The organism is Picosynechococcus sp. PCC 73109, from assembly GCF_001521855.1.
Classification (GTDB): domain Bacteria; phylum Cyanobacteriota; class Cyanobacteriia; order Cyanobacteriales; family MRBY01; genus MRBY01.
The window spans coordinates 2,741,711-2,758,230 of sequence record NZ_CP013998.1 but is presented as its reverse complement, the minus strand read 5'-3'; the positions used below and the strand labels follow the sequence as shown (position 1 = coordinate 2,758,230).

Sequence of the window (16,520 nt, the reverse complement as noted above, 5' to 3'; positions counted from 1 at the left end):
GTTGTTGGCAATATGGGGGTTAGTTGTTGACCTGGAGTTGGGAGCCCTGCTGATCTTTGTAGACTTCGATGCGGCTTTGAAAGGCTTCCTTGAACTGGGGAATGTGGGTCACAGCGAGGATACAAGCAAAGTCAGCGGCGATCGCATTGATTGCCCCGATTAAGCGGTTACAGCCTTCGGTGTCCTGGGTGCCAAAGCCTTCATCGATGACCAGCATTTGCAAGGTGGTGCCTGAACGGTAGGCTAAGAGTTTTGCGAGGGCGAGGCGGATTGAAAAGTTGATCCGGAATGCTTCCCCCCCGGAATAGGTTTCGTAGGCGCGGGTGCCCCGGGCGTCGGCAATGACAATATCGAGGGTATCGATCATCTGGGCGGCAGTTTTTTTGCTGCCTTTCTTGGCTTTTTGGGTGAGGAACTGCACATGGAATTGGTGCTCTGTGAGGCGACCGAGGATTTGGTTGGTTTCGGCCTCTAGTTGGGGCAGGGCATTTTCGATCATCAGGGCTTGAATCCCGTTTTTTCCGAAGGCTTGACCGAGTTCGTGGTGAATACGATATTGACGTCGCAGTTCCTTGAGTTCCGTTTTGCTGTTTTTCTGGGCGGTGGCGATCGCCTGGAGATTTTCTAAGGATTGTTGCCGTTGGCCGCGTTGGGTAATTGCTGTTTCTAGGGCTTGGCGACAGGTTTGCAATTGATTCTCTAGGTGGTTAATCTCCCCTTGATCAGCGTGAAGATTGTCTAAATTTTCCTGCAATTGCGTAATCTGTTCTTCGAGTTGCGCCAGCTCCGTTTGGGCGACCGTTTGACGTTGGTTTAAATCCTGTAGTTGCGCTTCGAGGCTGGTTTGTTGCCGTTGGGCTTGGCCCAGTTCGAGGTAACGCTGTTGCCAAATTTGCCCCTGCTGGAGTGCTTGGCGGAGTTGTTGGTGGGCGTTGCGGTCGTAGTTGAGGGCGTTTAACTGTTCCTGGAGCTGCGTGAGGCGGACTTGCCAGGGAGATGTTTGCCTATTTTGGTCGAGTTGATGGCGCTGGGTTTCAAGTTCTGCTTCTTGTTGGGGGATTTCCCGCTGGAGGGTGTCCAGGCGTTGGCGCGCTTGGTTTAATTCCACCTCTTTGAGTTCTGCCCAACGGTATTCTTTTTCAGTTTCCCTGGCGATCGCCAATTGGGATTCATCGTATTTCAGGGTCTCTAACTGGTGCTGCACTTCCGCCAATTCTGCCCGCAGATCCTCGGCGTAGGCCTCCAGGCGGAGGGCGCGTTCTAGGTTGAGTAATTCCTGTTCTACCTGTTTCAATTCCTTTTCGAGGGCTTGGTTTGTTTCAATGGCCTGCTCCAGGCGGATCATCTGCTGGTCATAGCTTTCATAGCGGCTCCGGACTTGGTCGAGGGCCGTCAGTTCTTGGTTGTAGTCGCGCAGCAGTTGATCACAACGTTTAAGCTCATTTTGGAAGGTGAGAATTTCTGCTTCAGTGGCACTGTACTGGGCCTGGGTTTTGGCCATCACATTTTGATGGTGGTCATGGTCGAGGTTTTGTTCGCAGAGGGGACAAGTCGCCCCCGGTTGTTGCAGCAGGGCAAGTTTTTGTTGGAGCTCCTGGAGTTGTGTTTGACAGTTGCGTTTAGCGTCCTGGAAGCGGACTTGTTGGGTTGAAACATCAAGGTGTTGTTGCTGAATCTGGTCTAGATGTTTTTTCTGGCGGTCTAGATCGGCCATGGTTTGGTCGAGGCGTTGCAATTCCGCCCGCTGTTGGGGAATTTGGGCAATTTTTTCCGCGAGGTTTTGCTGTTGCTGTCGGGATGCGGCCAATTGTAACTTCAGTTTTTCGGCGGCCTGACTAATTTGGTTTTCTAGCTGCTGCCGTTGCTGGAGGAGGGGTTGGGCTTGGTGGTGGGCGGCTTCGAGGCGATTGATCTGGTTGCGGGTGCGCTTTAGTTGGTCTAGGGCAGTGGTCAGGTCGGGGGCGATCGCCAAGGTTTCTTGGACGGCGGCTTGCTGCTGGGTGAGGGTCTGGATTTGTACTTCTAGTTGCTGAATCTGCCGTTGTCCCTCGTTTTCTTCGGCCTGGATCGTTTGCTGAATGGTTTGTTGTTCCTGCTGGAGGTCTTGGTATTGCTGGGATATTTGGTTGAGCTGTTCTTCCTGCTGCTGGAGGGTTTGCCAACGTTGGTATTCGGCTTCGATGGTGTCGGTCTGGTGCAGAATCGCTGTATTTTGCGCTAAATCCTGCTGAATCTGTTGAGCCTGGGTGCTGAGGCGCGTCAGGTCTTGGTGGCGGCGCTGGTACTGTTGCTGGGACGTATCGACTTGGTTTTTCAGGAATTGCCGTTGTTGGGCGATCGCCTGAATTTTTTGGAGCTGCTCCTGGAGTTGGTTTTCCCGTTGCTTGCCTTCGCTAATGGTCTGTTCGATGGCGGTGAGTTCTGCTTCTAGCTGGGGTTTTGCCCGGAGTTGTTCGGTTTGGGGGGCGAGGCTTTCTTCGAGAAGATCGGCCTTGAGTTTAAAAGATCTCGCTTTGTCCTTGGCAAGTTGGGCGAGGCTTTCGTAACGGTCAAGCTTGAGGAGATCACTCAAAATCTTTTTGCGGTCTGCGGGCTTGGCCACCATAAATTCATCGGCGTGGCCCTGACGTAAATAGGCGGAATTGATAAACGTGTCGTAGTCTAGTTTGATCTCTTGATCGATGAGCTCTTGGGTTTCCCGGATCCCCTTACCCGTGATGGTGGTAAAGTCCCCCGTTGGCGATCGCACTTGGAATTGTAAAGTCGCCCCTCGCCCCCGCGATCGCATCCGAATAATTCGATAAACCTGTTGGTGACAAAGTAGCTCAAAATCAACCCGCACATCCATTTCACCCATGTGGATCACGTCATCGGCACTGCTGGTGCGACTTTTGCCCCAGATCACCCAAGTCACCGCTTCTAACAGGGATGATTTCCCGGCTCCATTTGGCCCACAAATACAGGCCGTGTGAAAGCCCGTGAAATCTAGAACAGCATCACGGTAACTGAGGAAATTTTTTAGGGTGAGTTTTAGGGGCGTCATGGGCAGACTGTAGACGACAAACACTAATCCCCATCATATCCCCGTTGTTTCGTCCCCCAACCCCAAAGAATTTTATGGATCTGTCATCTCGCGAGAACCTGACTGCTACCATGGACGCAGAAAAATCGGTGGTAGCCGGAAACGTTTTGCCCTGATTGATGGTCTACAGTTCCAGTCCTCCCTCCCCAATTCCCGATGAAAAAGCTACTCTTTACCGCCTGTTGTGTTTTACCTTTGGCGATCGCCCCCCAGGTACGGGCCGAAAACCTAACCCACCTGAGCCAACTGCTATCAAGTCGTCAATGTCAGAACTGCCAACTGACCCGGAGCGGCCTTGCCAATGCCCGTTTAGATGGGGCTGACCTGCGGGGGGCGGATTTGCGTCAAGCGAACCTGAGTCGGGCAGATCTGAGTCTTGCGGATTTGCGGGGGGCCAATTTGACGGGAGCTTCCCTGGTGGGAGCTAATTTAGCCGGAGCTGATCTAGAAGGGGCCAATTTAGACGGTGCGGATCTCCGGGAAGCCTATTTAGCCGGAGCAAATTTTACCAATACTTCCCTGCGGACGTTCTACATTGCGCGGGCGGTGGGGCTGTTGGATGCTCCCGTTTCGGCGGAGCAACTTTATCAATGGGGCTTTGTGGAAGGGGAAAATAAAAATTACCGCATGGCGATCGCCTACTATGATGCCGCCGCCAACCAAGAACCCGACAATGGGGCCATTTATCTATCCCGGGCGATCGCCCGCTACCAACTGCGAGATTTTGCCCAGGCCCAACAGGATGCCACATTTGCCCAAACCCTGTTTACCAGCCAAGGATCGACCGTGGGTGTAGATGCCAGCCAGAGATTACTCGATGAAATTGACCTCGCCCTCAACCCGAAACAAGATTCTGGAAATACTGCTGGCAATATCCTCAGCGCCATTAGTTCCGTGCTGTTGCGTTTCTTCTTTTAATAAAAATCCCTAGAGAGGTGTTCGCCATCTCTTTTGCCTCGGCCTAAGAGGCTATTTATAAAGTAAATGAACTTCTTAATTTGTCCCGTTCGGCTGAGCGTTCGACTGAGCTCACGCCGAAGTCTCACGTCGAAGCCTAAATCTCCCCCAAATTCGGGGCTGAGGGGCTTCATAAATGGACTCTAAGCTCAATTGCGGTGATTATTCTGGTAGCGGATCCGCGATCCGGCCCACTGGAGCTTATCGCGAATGGTTTGGTAAAACGAATAGGTTTCCCGCAGGATAATGAATTTGCAGTAGCAATGGGCTTTTTGGACATTGACCCACTGGCCCGGCCAAACTGAAGTCGCCAAGGCCCCATCCATCCAGAGCTTGTTGTTCAGGTCGTAGTCTCCGAGGGGCCAGATATCGACATTGGAACGGGCGGGCAAGACAATCGGGCGACTCGACAGACTCAAAGGACAGATGGGCGTTACCACGATCGCCTCTAGGCCAGGGTGCATAATTGGCCCATTTGCAGAAGCAGTGTAACAGGTTGACCCAGTGGAAGTCGCCACCAACAACCCGTCCCCGTGGTACTGATCCACAATGGTGCAATCGACTTCCATTTCAAAGACGGCTGTGGGCATCCGGTCAACGGCAGCGGGTTTGACACACATTTCATTGAGGGCATAGAAGGTTTCGCTGACAATTTCTGGATCTTGGCGATCGCCTTCACAGATTTTGGCCTCTAACATCATCCGGGTTTCCACCGCGTAGGTGTCGTTGCGGAGTCGCTCCCACAGGGCCTGACTATTTTCAAGCTGCTCAAAGGGTTCAGTCAAAAAGCCCAGGTGGCCGCCGACATTCACCGCCAAAATCGGAATATTTTCCTTAGAGAGGTGGCGGGCTGCTGCTAAAACGGTGCCATCTCCCCCCAGGACAATGGCGAGATCAATCGGTTCACTGACTGAGGCCAAAAACACAGGGTAAGGATTATCCTTAAAGCCGCTGGGGCCGAGCAAAATTCGGCTTCCCTGGGCTTCTAATTCGTGGGCACAGCGTTCGGCCCATTTTTTGGCAAAGGGGTCACCCGCTTTATAGGCAATGATTACTTGATCAAGGTTCACGGCATTTCTAAGATGACTCGGGGCGCACCTGAAAACTTTGTTGGCTTTGCTCGACCCCAGCCGTAAAGGCAGCGGTGGGTCTATCACTACTATAGGTAATTACCCAAAAGGTGGTCGTTTCCGGATAGACATAACTCACCTGGGTGAGGTCGCCTCGGTTCAATTCTAAGCGCCCTTGATCCGCCGTTTGGGTGAGGCTCACCGTAATGCCAGCGGCCTGGAGTGTAGCCACCTGTTGTTGGAGGTAATCCTCTAAGGTCAGGGCTTCCGGGCGCTCTTCTTGGACGATGGTGATGCTGTTCAGGCGATCGCCCTCTGCTTGAAAAGCGAGCAATTCTAGGGTTTCAGCATTTTGATTAAGCCACTCAAGGCGATCGCCTTTATCCCAGGCCTCTAAGGTGGCTGCCAGGGCGGGGAGATCTGAGCCTGGATTGCCGCCCACATAGCCCGGTGGAACGTCCAACTGCACCTGTTCTGTAGTGAGGGTTTGCCACTGGTTGCTGGGGGTCAGGATTTCGGTTTCCAGGCCAGGGGGATTTGCCCCGCACCCCCACAGAAAGAGCAGCAATACCCCCAGTCCTAAGCTGCGCCATCGGCATAATTGCATCGTGAACACTGTCCCTTTAGCCGCGTTTTTCTACTGGAATATAGATTTGATTATGCACACCGGTATAGACCTGGGTCGGTCGGAAAATCCGGTTGACACCCAGTTGTTCTTTCCAGTGGGCGAGCCAACCCGCAACCCTGGCGATCGCAAACAAGGGCGTAAATAGATCGCTCGGAATCCCTAACTTGCGGTAAACCAAGCCCGAATAGAAATCAACGTTGGCGAAAATTCCCTTGTGGCCGTATTTTTCCTCAACGATTTTTTCTAATTCCAGAGCAATTTTGTAGTACGGGTCTTCCCCTTCGAGTTCGAACAGTTCCTCCGCTAACCTCTGGAGGATCACCGCCCGGGGATCTTTAACCTTATAAACCCGGTGGCCGAAGCCCATGATCTTTTGTTTATTCGCGACACAGGTCTCGACATACCCACGAACATTTTCGACGGAGCCAATTTCTTCGAGCATCAAAAGCACTTCTTCGTTCGCTCCTCCATGCAACGGCCCTGCCAAGGTCCCAACGGCAGACGCAATCACCGCGTAGGGATCCGTCAAGGTAGAAGCCGTCACCATCGCCGAGAAGGTCGAAGCATTAATCGTGTGTTCGGCGTGGAGCATCAAGCAAATGTCAAAAATCTTCGCCTGGAGATCGTAGGGGCGACGCTCAGTCATCATGTAGAGAAAGTTCGCCGCATAATCAAGGCTATCGTTGGGCTGAACCGGATCATTTCCTTTGCGCATCGAATTGGCCGCCGCAACCATGGTGGGGATTTTGGCTAACAGACGAACAACAGCGTGGCGAATGTACTCTGGATCATCCAAGGCACGCCGAGAATAAAATAGCCCCAGGGCCGCCGCCGATGTTTGCAAAGAATCCATCGGGTGACCGGTTTCGGGAAAACATTTCATCATGTCCCGGATGCGGTATTTGATCCGACGGTGATAGAGAATATCGTTTTTAAAATCTTCAAGTTCCTGGTAGGTCGGCAGTTCACCCCAGATCAGGAGGTAGGCAACTTCGAGGAAAGAACTTTTTTCGGCCAATTCTTGAATCGGGATCCCCCGGTATTCGAGGATGCCATTTTTTCCATCGACGAAGCTAATGCTGGATTGGGCTGCAGGAATTCCTTCTAAGCCGGGTTTAAATTCGCAACCAGTCGTCATACTGTGTACCTTGATTAGATCCTAAAAATAATATTGAGGCTAATTTCTTGATGCCCGTGGCTAACTTAGCCTATCACGGGGATTATGGCAGTAGCCATTTTGGCGAGGTCAACAAAAATAGCTCATTATCGGTGTGGGCTTGGATCCGGGCGGCACCGGAACGAAGGCCAATGATGCCTGCTTTTTTGAGGTTGAGGTGGTGTCCTGTCTGACCAAAGGCGATCGCCTCAGCCCATTCGCCCAAGTCTGGTTGATGGCCCACAAGGACTAATTTTGCATCCGGAGCCGCTTCCCAACGTTCTAGCCAGGCTAAAAATGCCCCTAGGGAACCCCTCGGTGCTAAACCTTGGAAAACCTGGGGATGGGGGCCTAGTTCTGCGGCGGCCAAAATTTCTGCGGTTTGTCTGGCCCGTAATAAAGGACTGGTTAAAATCCCCTCAAAGTGGAGACCAAGCTGCTGTAATCGTTGGGCCACAAGTTTTGTTCGGGTTTCGCCTTTGGTCGTCAAAGGGCGATCGCCATCCTCTGCATAATCAGCCCGGTCAGCGGCGATGCCATGGCGAAAAAAATATAATTCCATTACTTTTCCTCCTGGGAGATGATGGGGCGAGAACGCCCAGCAGCCATTTTCTATTCTTAACGACAATGGCCAGCAATGGGCCAAGCTTGCCCTGATCCCAGGGTGCCACACCCCAAAAACAATTCCCCACACAACCTCTGGTTACGGTGCATGGGGAAACGAGAACAATCCTAGATGTGAGGTAAATTCCTGAGGCGATCGCCCAGAATTTTTTACTTAAGCGTCAGATTCGATGTAGTTAAACAGAAGTCCCATCGCTAAAGCCGGGAAAACAACACCCGCCAAGGGGACAAGGATTACAGGCAGAAAAGAAGCTGCGTAGGCGCCGTTCATATTAAATCTTTCCTAAATTCTATTAACAAACTGGTTTTCACAATACCTTGGATATTACTGCCAGAGGTCTTGGGAGGGAACAGACATTACGATTCTTAACATAAATGGCCGAAATTCCCAGGACTTGCCCTAAATGTTGCCAAATACTAAGAAAGCCAGTAAATCTAGCAATATCTCTTATAATCCGTAACAAGTGTTTATCTGAACTTAAATTGTAAGTTTGTTTTGAGAGGAGCTTAAACATTAAATGGACATTATTCAACATGGTGGAGATCCTCAAGTAGGAAACCTCGCGACTCCGATTAATGCTTCTGCATTTAGTAAAGCTTTCATTAATAATCTACCGGGTTATCGTCAAGGACTTTCGGCACAGCGCCGTGGTCTAGAAATTGGCATGGCCCATGGTTATTTCCTCTATGGCCCCTTTGCTCTCCTCGGCCCGCTGCGGAATGCAGACTTTGCTGGAGTTGCTGGCCTATTAGGAACCGTTGGCTTGATTTCCCTGTTGACCCTTGCCCTTTCCCTCTACGGAAGTGTCGGCGTCAGCACACCCACCGCAACCCTAACCACGCCCAATCCTCCTGAAAATCTAGGAACCAAAGAAGGCTGGAGCGAGTTTGCGGCTGGCTTCTTGATTGGCGGCTGTGGTGGTGCCCTGGTTGCCTATGGTCTCTGTATTGCCTTACCGATGATGTACACCATCTAGGGATTGGTTGATAAGTTTTTATACAAGGTGTTCTGTAGGATAATCTAACGTTCTATTTGGTTATTCGACGGCCGCCACAATATATGACTTTAAAAATTACAAATTAGTAGATCTGGTCAATTGAGTTTGTTGTTTGTAAAGCCCGGTGAAAATTCACTGGGTTTTTTTGTGTCTGACAGAATTCAATGCTTAAAATTTAAGGGGCTTAAGGAAAAACACGGCTGGGTGCATTGACGCGGCTCAAAGGCCAGTTAGTTTCGGTGGCGATCGCCCTTGGTTTATTCTAGAACCTAAAAGATACGCACAATTTTTGGACTAGTTTTTAAGATGATATCTCAACCCAAAAGCTTGCAATGGTGGCAAAAACTGGGGGTGTGGCTCGCAACGGTATTGTTTACCTTTGGGAGTTTTGTTTCGGCAGCCCAGGCCACTGGTGTTTATGATGTGCCCTACGCCACGGGGGATCAACCGATCTGGATTGTGGATCAAGCAGAGGCAATTAGTCGTGCCAACGAAGGGCGTTTAAATCGAGAGCTCAGCGAGTTAGCGGACACAACGGGCAAGGGTCTGCATTTTGTCGCGATTCGTCGCCTTGATTATGGTCAGACCATGGAAGAATTTACCGACAAGGTTTTTGCCAAGTGGTTTCCGACACCGGAGGCGGGGGCCGATGAAATCGTGGTGGCGATGGATGTGCTGACGAATAATGTGGCGATCGCCCTGGGAAATAATATCCAGGAGTTGATTCCACCGGAGACAGCCGAGAGTATTACCGGAGAAACGATCGGTTACCCTCTGCGCAGCAGTTCCTATAACCAAGCCTTCCTGGATGCTGAGGCCCGCATTGGCACCATTTTGAATGGGGAAGCAGATCCTGGCCCCCCAGACATTGCCGAAATTAACATCGAAAGTACTTTCACCAAGGCCGAAGACACGAAAACAACCAGTTCAACCATTTGGGTTGTGGTGTTGCTTCTCTTAGCGACAATCATTCCCATGGCTACTTACTGGTGGTACGTGCGCTAGGGATTAACTTTTGCCAGGATTAAGCCAAATCATTTCCCAGGTGATGTAGGTGCCGACTGGACTCCACAGCAAAAAAGGCAACAGAAGCCAAAAACTCGTTTTCGAGACGGGAAAAACGGCGATCGCCAACAATAAACCCACTACGAAACCCGCAGCCCCAATAATGGTTCCCACCGTTAGGCTGCGGGTTTTGCACATCACAGGGGTATAGGCCAAGATTACCAACTCCAACAGACCATAGCCCGCCATCAACAGCCAGGTGCGAAACCCCTGGGGATCTGCATGCCAAACATAGTTAGCGGAAATAATCCCACAGATAAAAATACTCGTCCACACCACCGGGATAATGCCTTCAAAGGTGAGCCAGGCCGGACGGCGCAATTGGAAAAACCAGCGTTGATCGGCGCGAATCGCTCGGTTGAGCAACACCCCAAGGGCGATCGCCACCAAGGTGATCAATAATCCCGTTCCCAGCATTTCTCTGTCCCCCAGAATTTCAACCCAATTCTATACTGGTAACAGAAGCCCCCCAGATTATTTCTAACGATCCAAAGAGCCATGACCTTCTCGCCCCAACTAATGCGCGCCGTCGAAACCCTCCAATATCGAGCGACTGTCGGGGAAGTGGCGACCCAGGCTGGCCTAGAACTCAATGTGGCTCAAAACGGTCTTTATAATCTCGCGGCCGATGCCGGTGGGCACCTCCAGGTGGCAGAAACGGGGGATGTTGTCTTTGAGTTTCCCAAAAACTTTCGGACGATCCTCCGCAATAAGTATTTTAAAATTCGGCTCCAGGAATGGCTCGATAAAACCTGGCGAGTTGTCTTTTTCCTGATTCGGATCTCCTTTGGCATCGCCCTGATCCTCTCGATTCTTTTGATGACGATCGCCATTCTGGCTCTAGTGACAGCCGCTAGTAGTCAGGACAATAACAATTCTTCCCGCCGTCGTAGTTCTTCTTTTAATCTGCCCTGGCTCGTTTGGTGGGGGCCTAATCCATTTCGTGTCTTTAGTCCCAACTACTACGGCCCCCGACGCTATGGTTCTGCAACATCTTCAAAAAGCACAACGAGCAACACCGAGAAGGGGGGAATGAATTTCCTCGAAGCCGTTTTTTCGTTTCTATTCGGCGATGGTGATCCCAATCCAAACCTGGAGGAACGTCGCTGGCAAACCATCGGTCAAGTCATCCAAAACAGCGATGGAGCCGTGATCGCCGAACAACTTTCCCCCTATTTCGATAAGCTATCATCCACGGAACAGACGGAAGAAAGTTATATGTTACCGGTCTTGGCCCGGTTCAATGGCTACCCGGAAGTGTCCCCCACGGGAGACTTAGTTTATTATTTCCCAGAACTCCAGGTCAAAGCCCAGGAACGCCGTCAGAAATCTGTCCCCAACTATTTAGAAGAACAGCGCTGGACATTTACCCTTGCTCCTACAGGTCAGAAATTTTTGGCGATCGCCCTTGGGGGTGTCAACTTAGTCTTGGCCCTGATGCTAGGGGTTTTGTTACAGGATTCAGCCCTGGTGGCCGAACTTGGCGGCCTGGTGGGTCTTGCCCAGGCCCTTTATCCCCTCTTGTTCGCCTATGCGATCGCCTTTTTGGCGGTTCCCCTTGGCCGCTACTTTTGGCTCCAGCGCCGCAACCAAACCATCGAAAATCGCAACGCCCAGCGGCAAGAACGAGCGGCCCTACTCAACACTGGCGAACCTGAACTGCAACAAAAACTAGCCTATGCCCAGCAATTTGCAACCCAGAAAATTCTCACCGGCGAAACCATCACCTATGGCACTGATCAAGATCTTCTCGATCAACAACTGCAAGGACGTGATGACCTCGCCAAAGATTGGGAACGACGCCTAGAAGAAGGTCAATAACGCTTGTTTAGTCCACGCGAATTGGAATGTAAGCCCGATTATTAGAACCACTGACCTCAGAGATGGTGTTGTTCTCATCCACGATGATCCCAAGCCAGTAATTTTGACCAGGATTCAGATTACTCGGAATCGTGACTGGAATTGTCGTCGTATAAACGTCCGCCGGATGGATTGACCCAAACGACCCACCGCCAATGCGGGTATCACCATAACTGATATAGTCATTGGTTGAAATGTAGATCCCATAGGAAACATTATTATGGGTCTGCTTACCATTATTCTCAATCGTAAATTCAGGACGAACTGTACTGCCACGATTGACGCGATAGCCCGGCTCCCCCGCAATCGTAATCCCACTTAAAGTGGCCGTATTAGAAGCATTACGAATCCTTACCCGTCCATGACTTGAATACTCACCACTTGCACCTGTTCTGCGCCAGTGGGATGCAGAAACATCATTAAACGTAGAATTTTGACTGCCGTAAAGAACACGGGAACCATGGGAAGCATCTTCCCCAAAATAAGTACGTGCCGTGGCACCATTGGTATGGTGATGCCGCCAAGAGTCTCCCATCACGTTATATTCCCAGTTGACATGCATCAAGCCGAGGTAATGCCCCGCTTCATGGTTAATTACTGCATCAATCGGCAAACGAGACCCCGTGTAGACCGTATTAGAGCTCTTATTCTGGGAAGTCGTCCAAGAACGGCCCGATGAATCAAGGACAATATCCACTTCATCTAAACCATAGTGCCAACCAAATAACCAGTAACAATGGTACCGCATCTGGGCGACCCCAGGTGGAGAAATACTACTCGCGTAAATCTCATTTTGTCCATTGCCACTACCAACTCCTCCTGTTTCCGTTGTTGTGTTGATCACAAAGGGAGAGGGGTTGGTATTGGTCGCGTTAATGCCCCGCTCCACCGATTGCAGTAAACTACCGGGCGGAAAACTAATGGTATTGATACGGGCTGTTGTCGAATTGCCACTCCACCGTAATTTCTTACCGCTATCACCATTACACTCCAGCCAGGAAGCTGCCTGGGCGGGTTTTGGCAGGATAAAACAAGCAGAGATAATGGCTGAGGCCGCAAGTAGATAGGGATTAAACAAGTTGAACTTCATAGCAAAAGTCCCTGTAATAATTGGTTGTGATTCTGGCTGAATTAGGGGTTTATCCGTCTTAAGTCGGGTCTTAGCTCAGGTGAAATGGGTTGCGGTGAAAGGTCTCTCAAATTAGGCGAAAGATCACGAATTTGTCCTTCTCCTTCCCGGGCCTGAACATCATTCTTTTCTTCTTCGGTAATCTGATCCGGAACTGTGACAGCTCTGACTTCTTCTAACCTTGGATCGGCCACATTGAATGGTTTGTTCGGATCAGCCGATGGGATTGAAGACTGGGGTGGTTGTACCCGGTTGTTCCACTGGCGTACAGCTTCAAAAAACGCAGACAAACTGAGGGGCGGCCCAAAGGTTTCTATGGGAGCTGCTTCAGGAGAATCGAAATTATCACCAGCTGCCACTGCCGCCTGAAAACCATAACCCACACGATAAGCCGCAGGTGCTTCTGTTTCGTAGCGTCGTTGTAGCTCGGCAATGCTTTGACCCGTTCTCTGGCTTTCTTGCTGAATAATTCTTTGGGTTTCTGGTTGTTTTAATAACAGCTCAAAAGAAGGCCTTGGTAATTCGATCACATTGAGATCAAAGCGGGGTTTGCCGCCAATCCTTAGTCTTTCTGTCGCTTCAACTACGGGAATTCCCCAACCATTAAACACACGATTGTCTACAACCCTAAAGCGACCGTCAACGCAATTTACCAAGGGGCATCCGGCTACGGCGTCTCCGGTTAGAAATAAAATATCTGCCTGGTTGCGAGCAAATATCGGTGCAGTAGTCTCCATGTAGATGCCACCACTGCCATCGGCGCCACCGGGCACTCGCAAGGTGATCGTTTCCCCTGGTGTTCTGCCCCGTAAGGTTTCACGAATTTTGTAAGTTACAAAAGTATGGGGTAGCCCTTGGGGTTGTTCCCGTGTGGGTTGGGAGTTGCGATATTGAATGTCAATAACTTCGCCGAAAATGATTAGATCTGACTCGCCGACGAGAAATTCAAGCCCAGATGTCTTGGTAGAGGCCGGGTCATTTTGCAAATTAGTCGGACTGTGGGCAAGACTAGACTGCATAGGAGAAATACAGCACAATCCTAAGGTTATTAGTTTGAGAAAAGTCAGCCTTAAATAATTTTTCATGTATTTAAACAGACCTTCAATAAATTTAATGGCGTAGAATCAGATTTTGAAATCAATTAAAAAGTCATTGCTTACTTGGATTTAATACATTAAGATTTTCTTTCGCAATTCGTTTTTTCTTGAAAATTAAGCAATAAAAGAATTGTGTTTGTTTACTTCAACTTTGACAAATTCAAACAATGAATTTTGTCTTTAAAATCTACTTAGAATTCTCGACAAAAATCTTTTATAAAAGCTTTAAACAAACGATTCTTTATTTTCGACGAAAGTATTTTACATATTTAAATTTTACATATTTAATATGGATTTATATGGATTTTAAAGCATGAATTTAAAGGATTTCAAAGATACGATCAGTGCCGCAACAAAAAACAAAACAAATTCAAATAAATTTAGAGTAAAAATAATTGCAATCAGTTTTGATGAAGTTGTTTTTACAAAACGATCTATGATCTCTATCTAAAGAAATATTTTATATTCTTAAATCACTATTAAATTGACAATGACCACTGATGCTTCACAAAAAATCAAGAAGCTGCTTATAAAGTCAATTAATCTCACTGATCACAAAAAAAATGCCCCAAAGCTAGGGGCAAATTGGAATTCCACTTATCCGGCGATCGCCATAATCGCTAGAGATCTCGGTGGGTAAAAGACTTGGCATCGGGGCCACTATAAGTCGCGGCGATTTGACCATTGCCGACGAGATGATATTTGTAGGTCACAAGTCCTTCTAAACCCACGGGGCCACGGGGCGGCAGGGTTTGGGTACTGATGCCTACTTCTGCACCGAAGCCGTAACGGAAACCATCGGCAAACCGGGTCGAGCAATTATGGTAAACGCCCGCTGCTTTCACTTCATTGAGGAAAATCTGGGCCGTGGCCGCATCTTCTGTGATAATCCCGTCGGTATGCTTGGAGCCATAGGTATTGATGTGGGCGATCGCCGCTTCGACATCGGGCACAATTTTAATTGCTAACACTAAATCACTGTATTCTGTACGCCAATCTTCTGCCGTCGCAGGTTGGACAGGAATAATTTTTTGGGTTGCCGCATCGCCGCGCAAAGTGACCTGTTTCGCCGTTAAAGCTGCGGCGATCTGGGGTAAAAATTCCGGGGCAATTTTTTCGTGAATTAACAGTGTTTCCACCGCATTACAAGCCGCCGGATACTGGGTTTTCGCATCGACGACAATCGGAATAGTTTTGCTTAAATCTGCCGCCACATCAACATATAGGTGACAAATGCCGTCGGCATGGCCCAGCACGGGGATATTCGTATTTTGCTGCACATATTGCACAAAGGCATTGGAACCGCGCGGGATGATCAAATCCACATATTGATCGAGGGACAGGAGGGTTTTAATTTCTTCGCGGGTGGTCAGGAGGGTGACAGCCTGGGGGGAAACAGCCGTGTCCTGGAGGGCGGTTTGGATGATTTCTGTCAACACAGTGCAGGATTGGATCGCTTCTTTGCCCCCTTTGAGAATCACACCATTACCCGATTTAATTGCGAGGCTGGTGATCTGAATTAGGGCTTCCGGGCGGGCTTCAAAAATAATCCCTAAAACCCCCAGGGGACAAGTGACCCGCTTCAGCACTAAATCTTGATCTAATTCTCGGTGTAGCTGGAGATGGCCGACGGGATCGGGGAGATTAATCACGTCATGGATACCGGCGATCGCCGCTTGTAATTTGCTCTCTCCCAACTTCAGACGGGCATAGAGGGCTGGCGCAATCCCCTCTCGCTGGGCCGCTTCACAATCTGCCTGGTTTGCCGCGACGATCTTCGCCTGATTAGCCGTGAGAGCCTGGGCCACTTTTGCCAAAGCATCATTGCGCTGGGCCAGGCTTAAGGTGCCTAGTTTTTGAGCCGCCGCCCGCGTTTGTTGCGCCAAGTCAATTAGCTGAGTTGCCATGATTCCCTCCAAATTTATCCAGTCCTATGGTTCTATTTAACATCACCCGTAGCCCGACCCAACAACGAAAAAAGCCCATCAAAATAGGCTTTTCTGTAATGAATCTGCGGTTTTGAGAAGGTTGATTTAAACGCGGGTTCCTTCTACGGCAGCCCGGTAGGGTTCAACTTCTTCGCTGTAGTCGATGGGCAGTACCGCACAGACGTTGGGATGGGGACGGGGAATAATCACCCAGGATTCTAAAACGCCACCATGGGCTTTCTCAACGGCTTCAATACCCGCAGCCATTGCCGTTTTGACTTCCGAAACGTCGCCACGAATGTTGATATTGAAGCGGGCACTACCAACCCGAATGTAACCCACCAGGGTTACACGACCGGCTTTAACCATCGCATCGGCAGCGGCAAGTACTCCGGGAAAGCCTTTTGTTTCAAGTGATCCAACCGCAGCTTGAGCGGGCATAGGGGGTCTCCTTTATCTTTGTGATTAGTAAAACTTATTCATATTTGGTTCTTCACCCAAGCACATATTATTCTCTAAACTGGGCAAAACACCAAGATCTTCGCTGCACTAGGAGCGAAATTCGAGGGAGGCCTGGGTATATTCCAGGGGTAAAATCCCGACAACATTATCGGGGGGATTGGGCACGGTGTAATGGCTCATCACTTGACCACCGACAGTTTCCTCGGCGGCCCTTAGACCGGCTTCCATGGCAGGGCGCACTTCTGAGGTACGACCCCGAATGACAACGATGAAATTACCTCTTTCGGCTTTGTCAAAAAACACAATGGTGACACGGCCCGCTTTGACCATGGCATCAGCGGCGGCAAGGACGGCGGGAAAACCTAGGGTTTCAATGACTCCCACGGCTTCTTGCATAATCTCGACTCCTGGGGGCAAGGGATAGGGCTATATTCTCCCACATTGGTTCCCTTCTGCTATAGGAA

16 protein-coding genes are annotated in these 16,520 nt (G+C 49.9%); 4 read left to right on the top strand and 12 right to left on the bottom strand.

Annotated features, from left to right (window positions below; genetic code table 11):
- Nucleotides 1–19: 19 nt before the first annotated feature.
- Nucleotides 20–3,067 carry an exonuclease subunit SbcC gene (sbcC, locus tag AWQ23_RS13095; protein ID WP_232308910.1) on the bottom strand — a complete coding sequence of 1,016 codons (3,048 nt, stop codon included), beginning with the start codon at nucleotides 3,065–3,067 and terminating at the stop codon, nucleotides 20–22.
- Nucleotides 3,068–3,238: 171 nt separating this feature from the next.
- On the opposite strand from sbcC, the gene AWQ23_RS13090 reads away from it, so the two are divergent.
- Nucleotides 3,239–4,000, top strand: a complete 762-nt coding sequence (locus AWQ23_RS13090) for a pentapeptide repeat-containing protein (protein WP_062436071.1) — start codon at nucleotides 3,239–3,241, stop codon at nucleotides 3,998–4,000.
- 188 nt (nucleotides 4,001–4,188) lie between these two features.
- Here the strand turns inward: AWQ23_RS13090 and AWQ23_RS13085 are convergent, their stop codons facing one another.
- The 5 genes from AWQ23_RS13085 to AWQ23_RS13065 all read right to left on the bottom strand — a co-directional run bounded on the left by AWQ23_RS13085 (nucleotide 4,189) and on the right by AWQ23_RS13065 (nucleotide 7,788).
- Nucleotides 4,189–5,109 (bottom strand): NAD(+) kinase, encoded by a 921-nt coding sequence (locus tag AWQ23_RS13085; protein ID WP_012308220.1) that lies wholly within the window; start codon nucleotides 5,107–5,109, stop codon nucleotides 4,189–4,191.
- A gap of 7 nt (nucleotides 5,110–5,116) precedes the next feature.
- The gene (locus AWQ23_RS13080) at nucleotides 5,117–5,716 is read right to left on the bottom strand and encodes a hypothetical protein (RefSeq protein WP_062436069.1); all 600 of its coding nucleotides are present in this window, start codon (nucleotides 5,714–5,716) and stop codon (nucleotides 5,117–5,119) included.
- Between the two features lie 16 nt (nucleotides 5,717–5,732).
- On the bottom strand, nucleotides 5,733–6,875 hold the full coding sequence (locus tag AWQ23_RS13075; protein WP_012308218.1) for a citrate synthase: 1,143 nt from the start codon (nucleotides 6,873–6,875) through the stop codon (nucleotides 5,733–5,735).
- Between the two features lie 82 nt (nucleotides 6,876–6,957).
- Entirely contained in the window at nucleotides 6,958–7,455 is a 498-nt protein-coding gene (sixA, locus tag AWQ23_RS13070; RefSeq protein WP_012308217.1) for a phosphohistidine phosphatase SixA, read from the bottom strand.
- A gap of 216 nt (nucleotides 7,456–7,671) precedes the next feature.
- The gene (locus tag AWQ23_RS13065) at nucleotides 7,672–7,788 is read right to left on the bottom strand and encodes a photosystem I reaction center subunit VIII (RefSeq protein WP_012308216.1); all 117 of its coding nucleotides are present in this window, start codon (nucleotides 7,786–7,788) and stop codon (nucleotides 7,672–7,674) included.
- 247 nt (nucleotides 7,789–8,035) lie between these two features.
- Here AWQ23_RS13065 and AWQ23_RS13060 point away from each other — a divergent pair, with 247 nt between their 5' ends.
- On the top strand, nucleotides 8,036–8,494 hold the full coding sequence (locus tag AWQ23_RS13060) for a photosystem I reaction center subunit XI (protein ID WP_030007435.1): 459 nt from the start codon (nucleotides 8,036–8,038) through the stop codon (nucleotides 8,492–8,494).
- Between the two features lie 327 nt (nucleotides 8,495–8,821).
- On the top strand, nucleotides 8,822–9,520 hold the full coding sequence (gene psb32, locus AWQ23_RS13055) for a photosystem II repair protein Psb32 (RefSeq protein ID WP_012308214.1): 699 nt from the start codon (nucleotides 8,822–8,824) through the stop codon (nucleotides 9,518–9,520).
- Between the two features lie 3 nt (nucleotides 9,521–9,523).
- Here the strand turns inward: psb32 and AWQ23_RS13050 are convergent, their stop codons facing one another.
- Nucleotides 9,524–9,997: a TspO/MBR family protein gene (locus AWQ23_RS13050; protein ID WP_062436067.1), complete on the bottom strand. Its 474-nt coding sequence runs from the start codon at nucleotides 9,995–9,997 to the stop codon at nucleotides 9,524–9,526.
- Nucleotides 9,998–10,078: 81 nt separating this feature from the next.
- On the opposite strand from AWQ23_RS13050, the gene AWQ23_RS13045 reads away from it, so the two are divergent.
- Nucleotides 10,079–11,401 (top strand): hypothetical protein, encoded by a 1,323-nt coding sequence (locus tag AWQ23_RS13045; protein WP_062436066.1) that lies wholly within the window; start codon nucleotides 10,079–10,081, stop codon nucleotides 11,399–11,401.
- A 7-nt stretch (nucleotides 11,402–11,408) separates the two neighbouring features.
- On the opposite strand, the gene AWQ23_RS13040 is transcribed toward AWQ23_RS13045, so the two are convergent.
- The 5 genes from AWQ23_RS13040 to AWQ23_RS13020 all read right to left on the bottom strand — a co-directional run bounded on the left by AWQ23_RS13040 (nucleotide 11,409) and on the right by AWQ23_RS13020 (nucleotide 16,452).
- On the bottom strand, nucleotides 11,409–12,530 hold the full coding sequence (locus AWQ23_RS13040; protein ID WP_062436064.1) for a CARDB domain-containing protein: 1,122 nt from the start codon (nucleotides 12,528–12,530) through the stop codon (nucleotides 11,409–11,411).
- Nucleotides 12,531–12,571: 41 nt separating this feature from the next.
- Nucleotides 12,572–13,588: a hypothetical protein gene (locus AWQ23_RS13035; protein WP_062436062.1), complete on the bottom strand. Its 1,017-nt coding sequence runs from the start codon at nucleotides 13,586–13,588 to the stop codon at nucleotides 12,572–12,574.
- Between the two features lie 698 nt (nucleotides 13,589–14,286).
- The gene (gene proA / locus AWQ23_RS13030; RefSeq protein WP_062436060.1) at nucleotides 14,287–15,573 is read right to left on the bottom strand and encodes a glutamate-5-semialdehyde dehydrogenase; all 1,287 of its coding nucleotides are present in this window, start codon (nucleotides 15,571–15,573) and stop codon (nucleotides 14,287–14,289) included.
- 126 nt (nucleotides 15,574–15,699) lie between these two features.
- The gene (locus AWQ23_RS13025; RefSeq protein WP_062436058.1) at nucleotides 15,700–16,035 is read right to left on the bottom strand and encodes a carbon dioxide-concentrating mechanism protein CcmK; all 336 of its coding nucleotides are present in this window, start codon (nucleotides 16,033–16,035) and stop codon (nucleotides 15,700–15,702) included.
- Between the two features lie 108 nt (nucleotides 16,036–16,143).
- Nucleotides 16,144–16,452, bottom strand: a complete 309-nt coding sequence (locus tag AWQ23_RS13020; protein WP_062436057.1) for a carbon dioxide-concentrating mechanism protein CcmK — start codon at nucleotides 16,450–16,452, stop codon at nucleotides 16,144–16,146.
- Between the last annotated feature and the right edge of the window lie 68 nt (nucleotides 16,453–16,520).

What these genes read in the sequence shown, in the direction of transcription:
- AWQ23_RS13090 (WP_062436071.1), top strand. Translation starts at nt 3,239, where the DNA reads ATGAAAAAGCTACTCTTTACCGCCTGTTGTGTTTTACCTTTGGCGATC.
- AWQ23_RS13080 (WP_062436069.1), bottom strand. Translation starts at nt 5,716, where the DNA reads ATGCAATTATGCCGATGGCGCAGCTTAGGACTGGGGGTATTGCTGCTC.
- AWQ23_RS13075 (WP_012308218.1), bottom strand. Translation starts at nt 6,875, where the DNA reads ATGACGACTGGTTGCGAATTTAAACCCGGCTTAGAAGGAATTCCTGCA.
- sixA (WP_012308217.1), bottom strand. Translation starts at nt 7,455, where the DNA reads ATGGAATTATATTTTTTTCGCCATGGCATCGCCGCTGACCGGGCTGAT.
- AWQ23_RS13065 (WP_012308216.1), bottom strand. Translation starts at nt 7,788, where the DNA reads ATGAACGGCGCCTACGCAGCTTCTTTTCTGCCTGTAATCCTTGTCCCC.
- AWQ23_RS13060 (WP_030007435.1), top strand. Translation starts at nt 8,036, where the DNA reads ATGGACATTATTCAACATGGTGGAGATCCTCAAGTAGGAAACCTCGCG.
- psb32 (WP_012308214.1), top strand. Translation starts at nt 8,822, where the DNA reads ATGATATCTCAACCCAAAAGCTTGCAATGGTGGCAAAAACTGGGGGTG.
- AWQ23_RS13050 (WP_062436067.1), bottom strand. Translation starts at nt 9,997, where the DNA reads ATGCTGGGAACGGGATTATTGATCACCTTGGTGGCGATCGCCCTTGGG.
- AWQ23_RS13045 (WP_062436066.1), top strand. Translation starts at nt 10,079, where the DNA reads ATGACCTTCTCGCCCCAACTAATGCGCGCCGTCGAAACCCTCCAATAT.
- AWQ23_RS13040 (WP_062436064.1), bottom strand. Translation starts at nt 12,530, where the DNA reads ATGAAGTTCAACTTGTTTAATCCCTATCTACTTGCGGCCTCAGCCATT.
- AWQ23_RS13035 (WP_062436062.1), bottom strand. Translation starts at nt 13,588, where the DNA reads ATGCAGTCTAGTCTTGCCCACAGTCCGACTAATTTGCAAAATGACCCG.
- proA (WP_062436060.1), bottom strand. Translation starts at nt 15,573, where the DNA reads ATGGCAACTCAGCTAATTGACTTGGCGCAACAAACGCGGGCGGCGGCT.
- AWQ23_RS13025 (WP_062436058.1), bottom strand. Translation starts at nt 16,035, where the DNA reads ATGCCCGCTCAAGCTGCGGTTGGATCACTTGAAACAAAAGGCTTTCCC.
- AWQ23_RS13020 (WP_062436057.1), bottom strand. Translation starts at nt 16,452, where the DNA reads ATGCAAGAAGCCGTGGGAGTCATTGAAACCCTAGGTTTTCCCGCCGTC.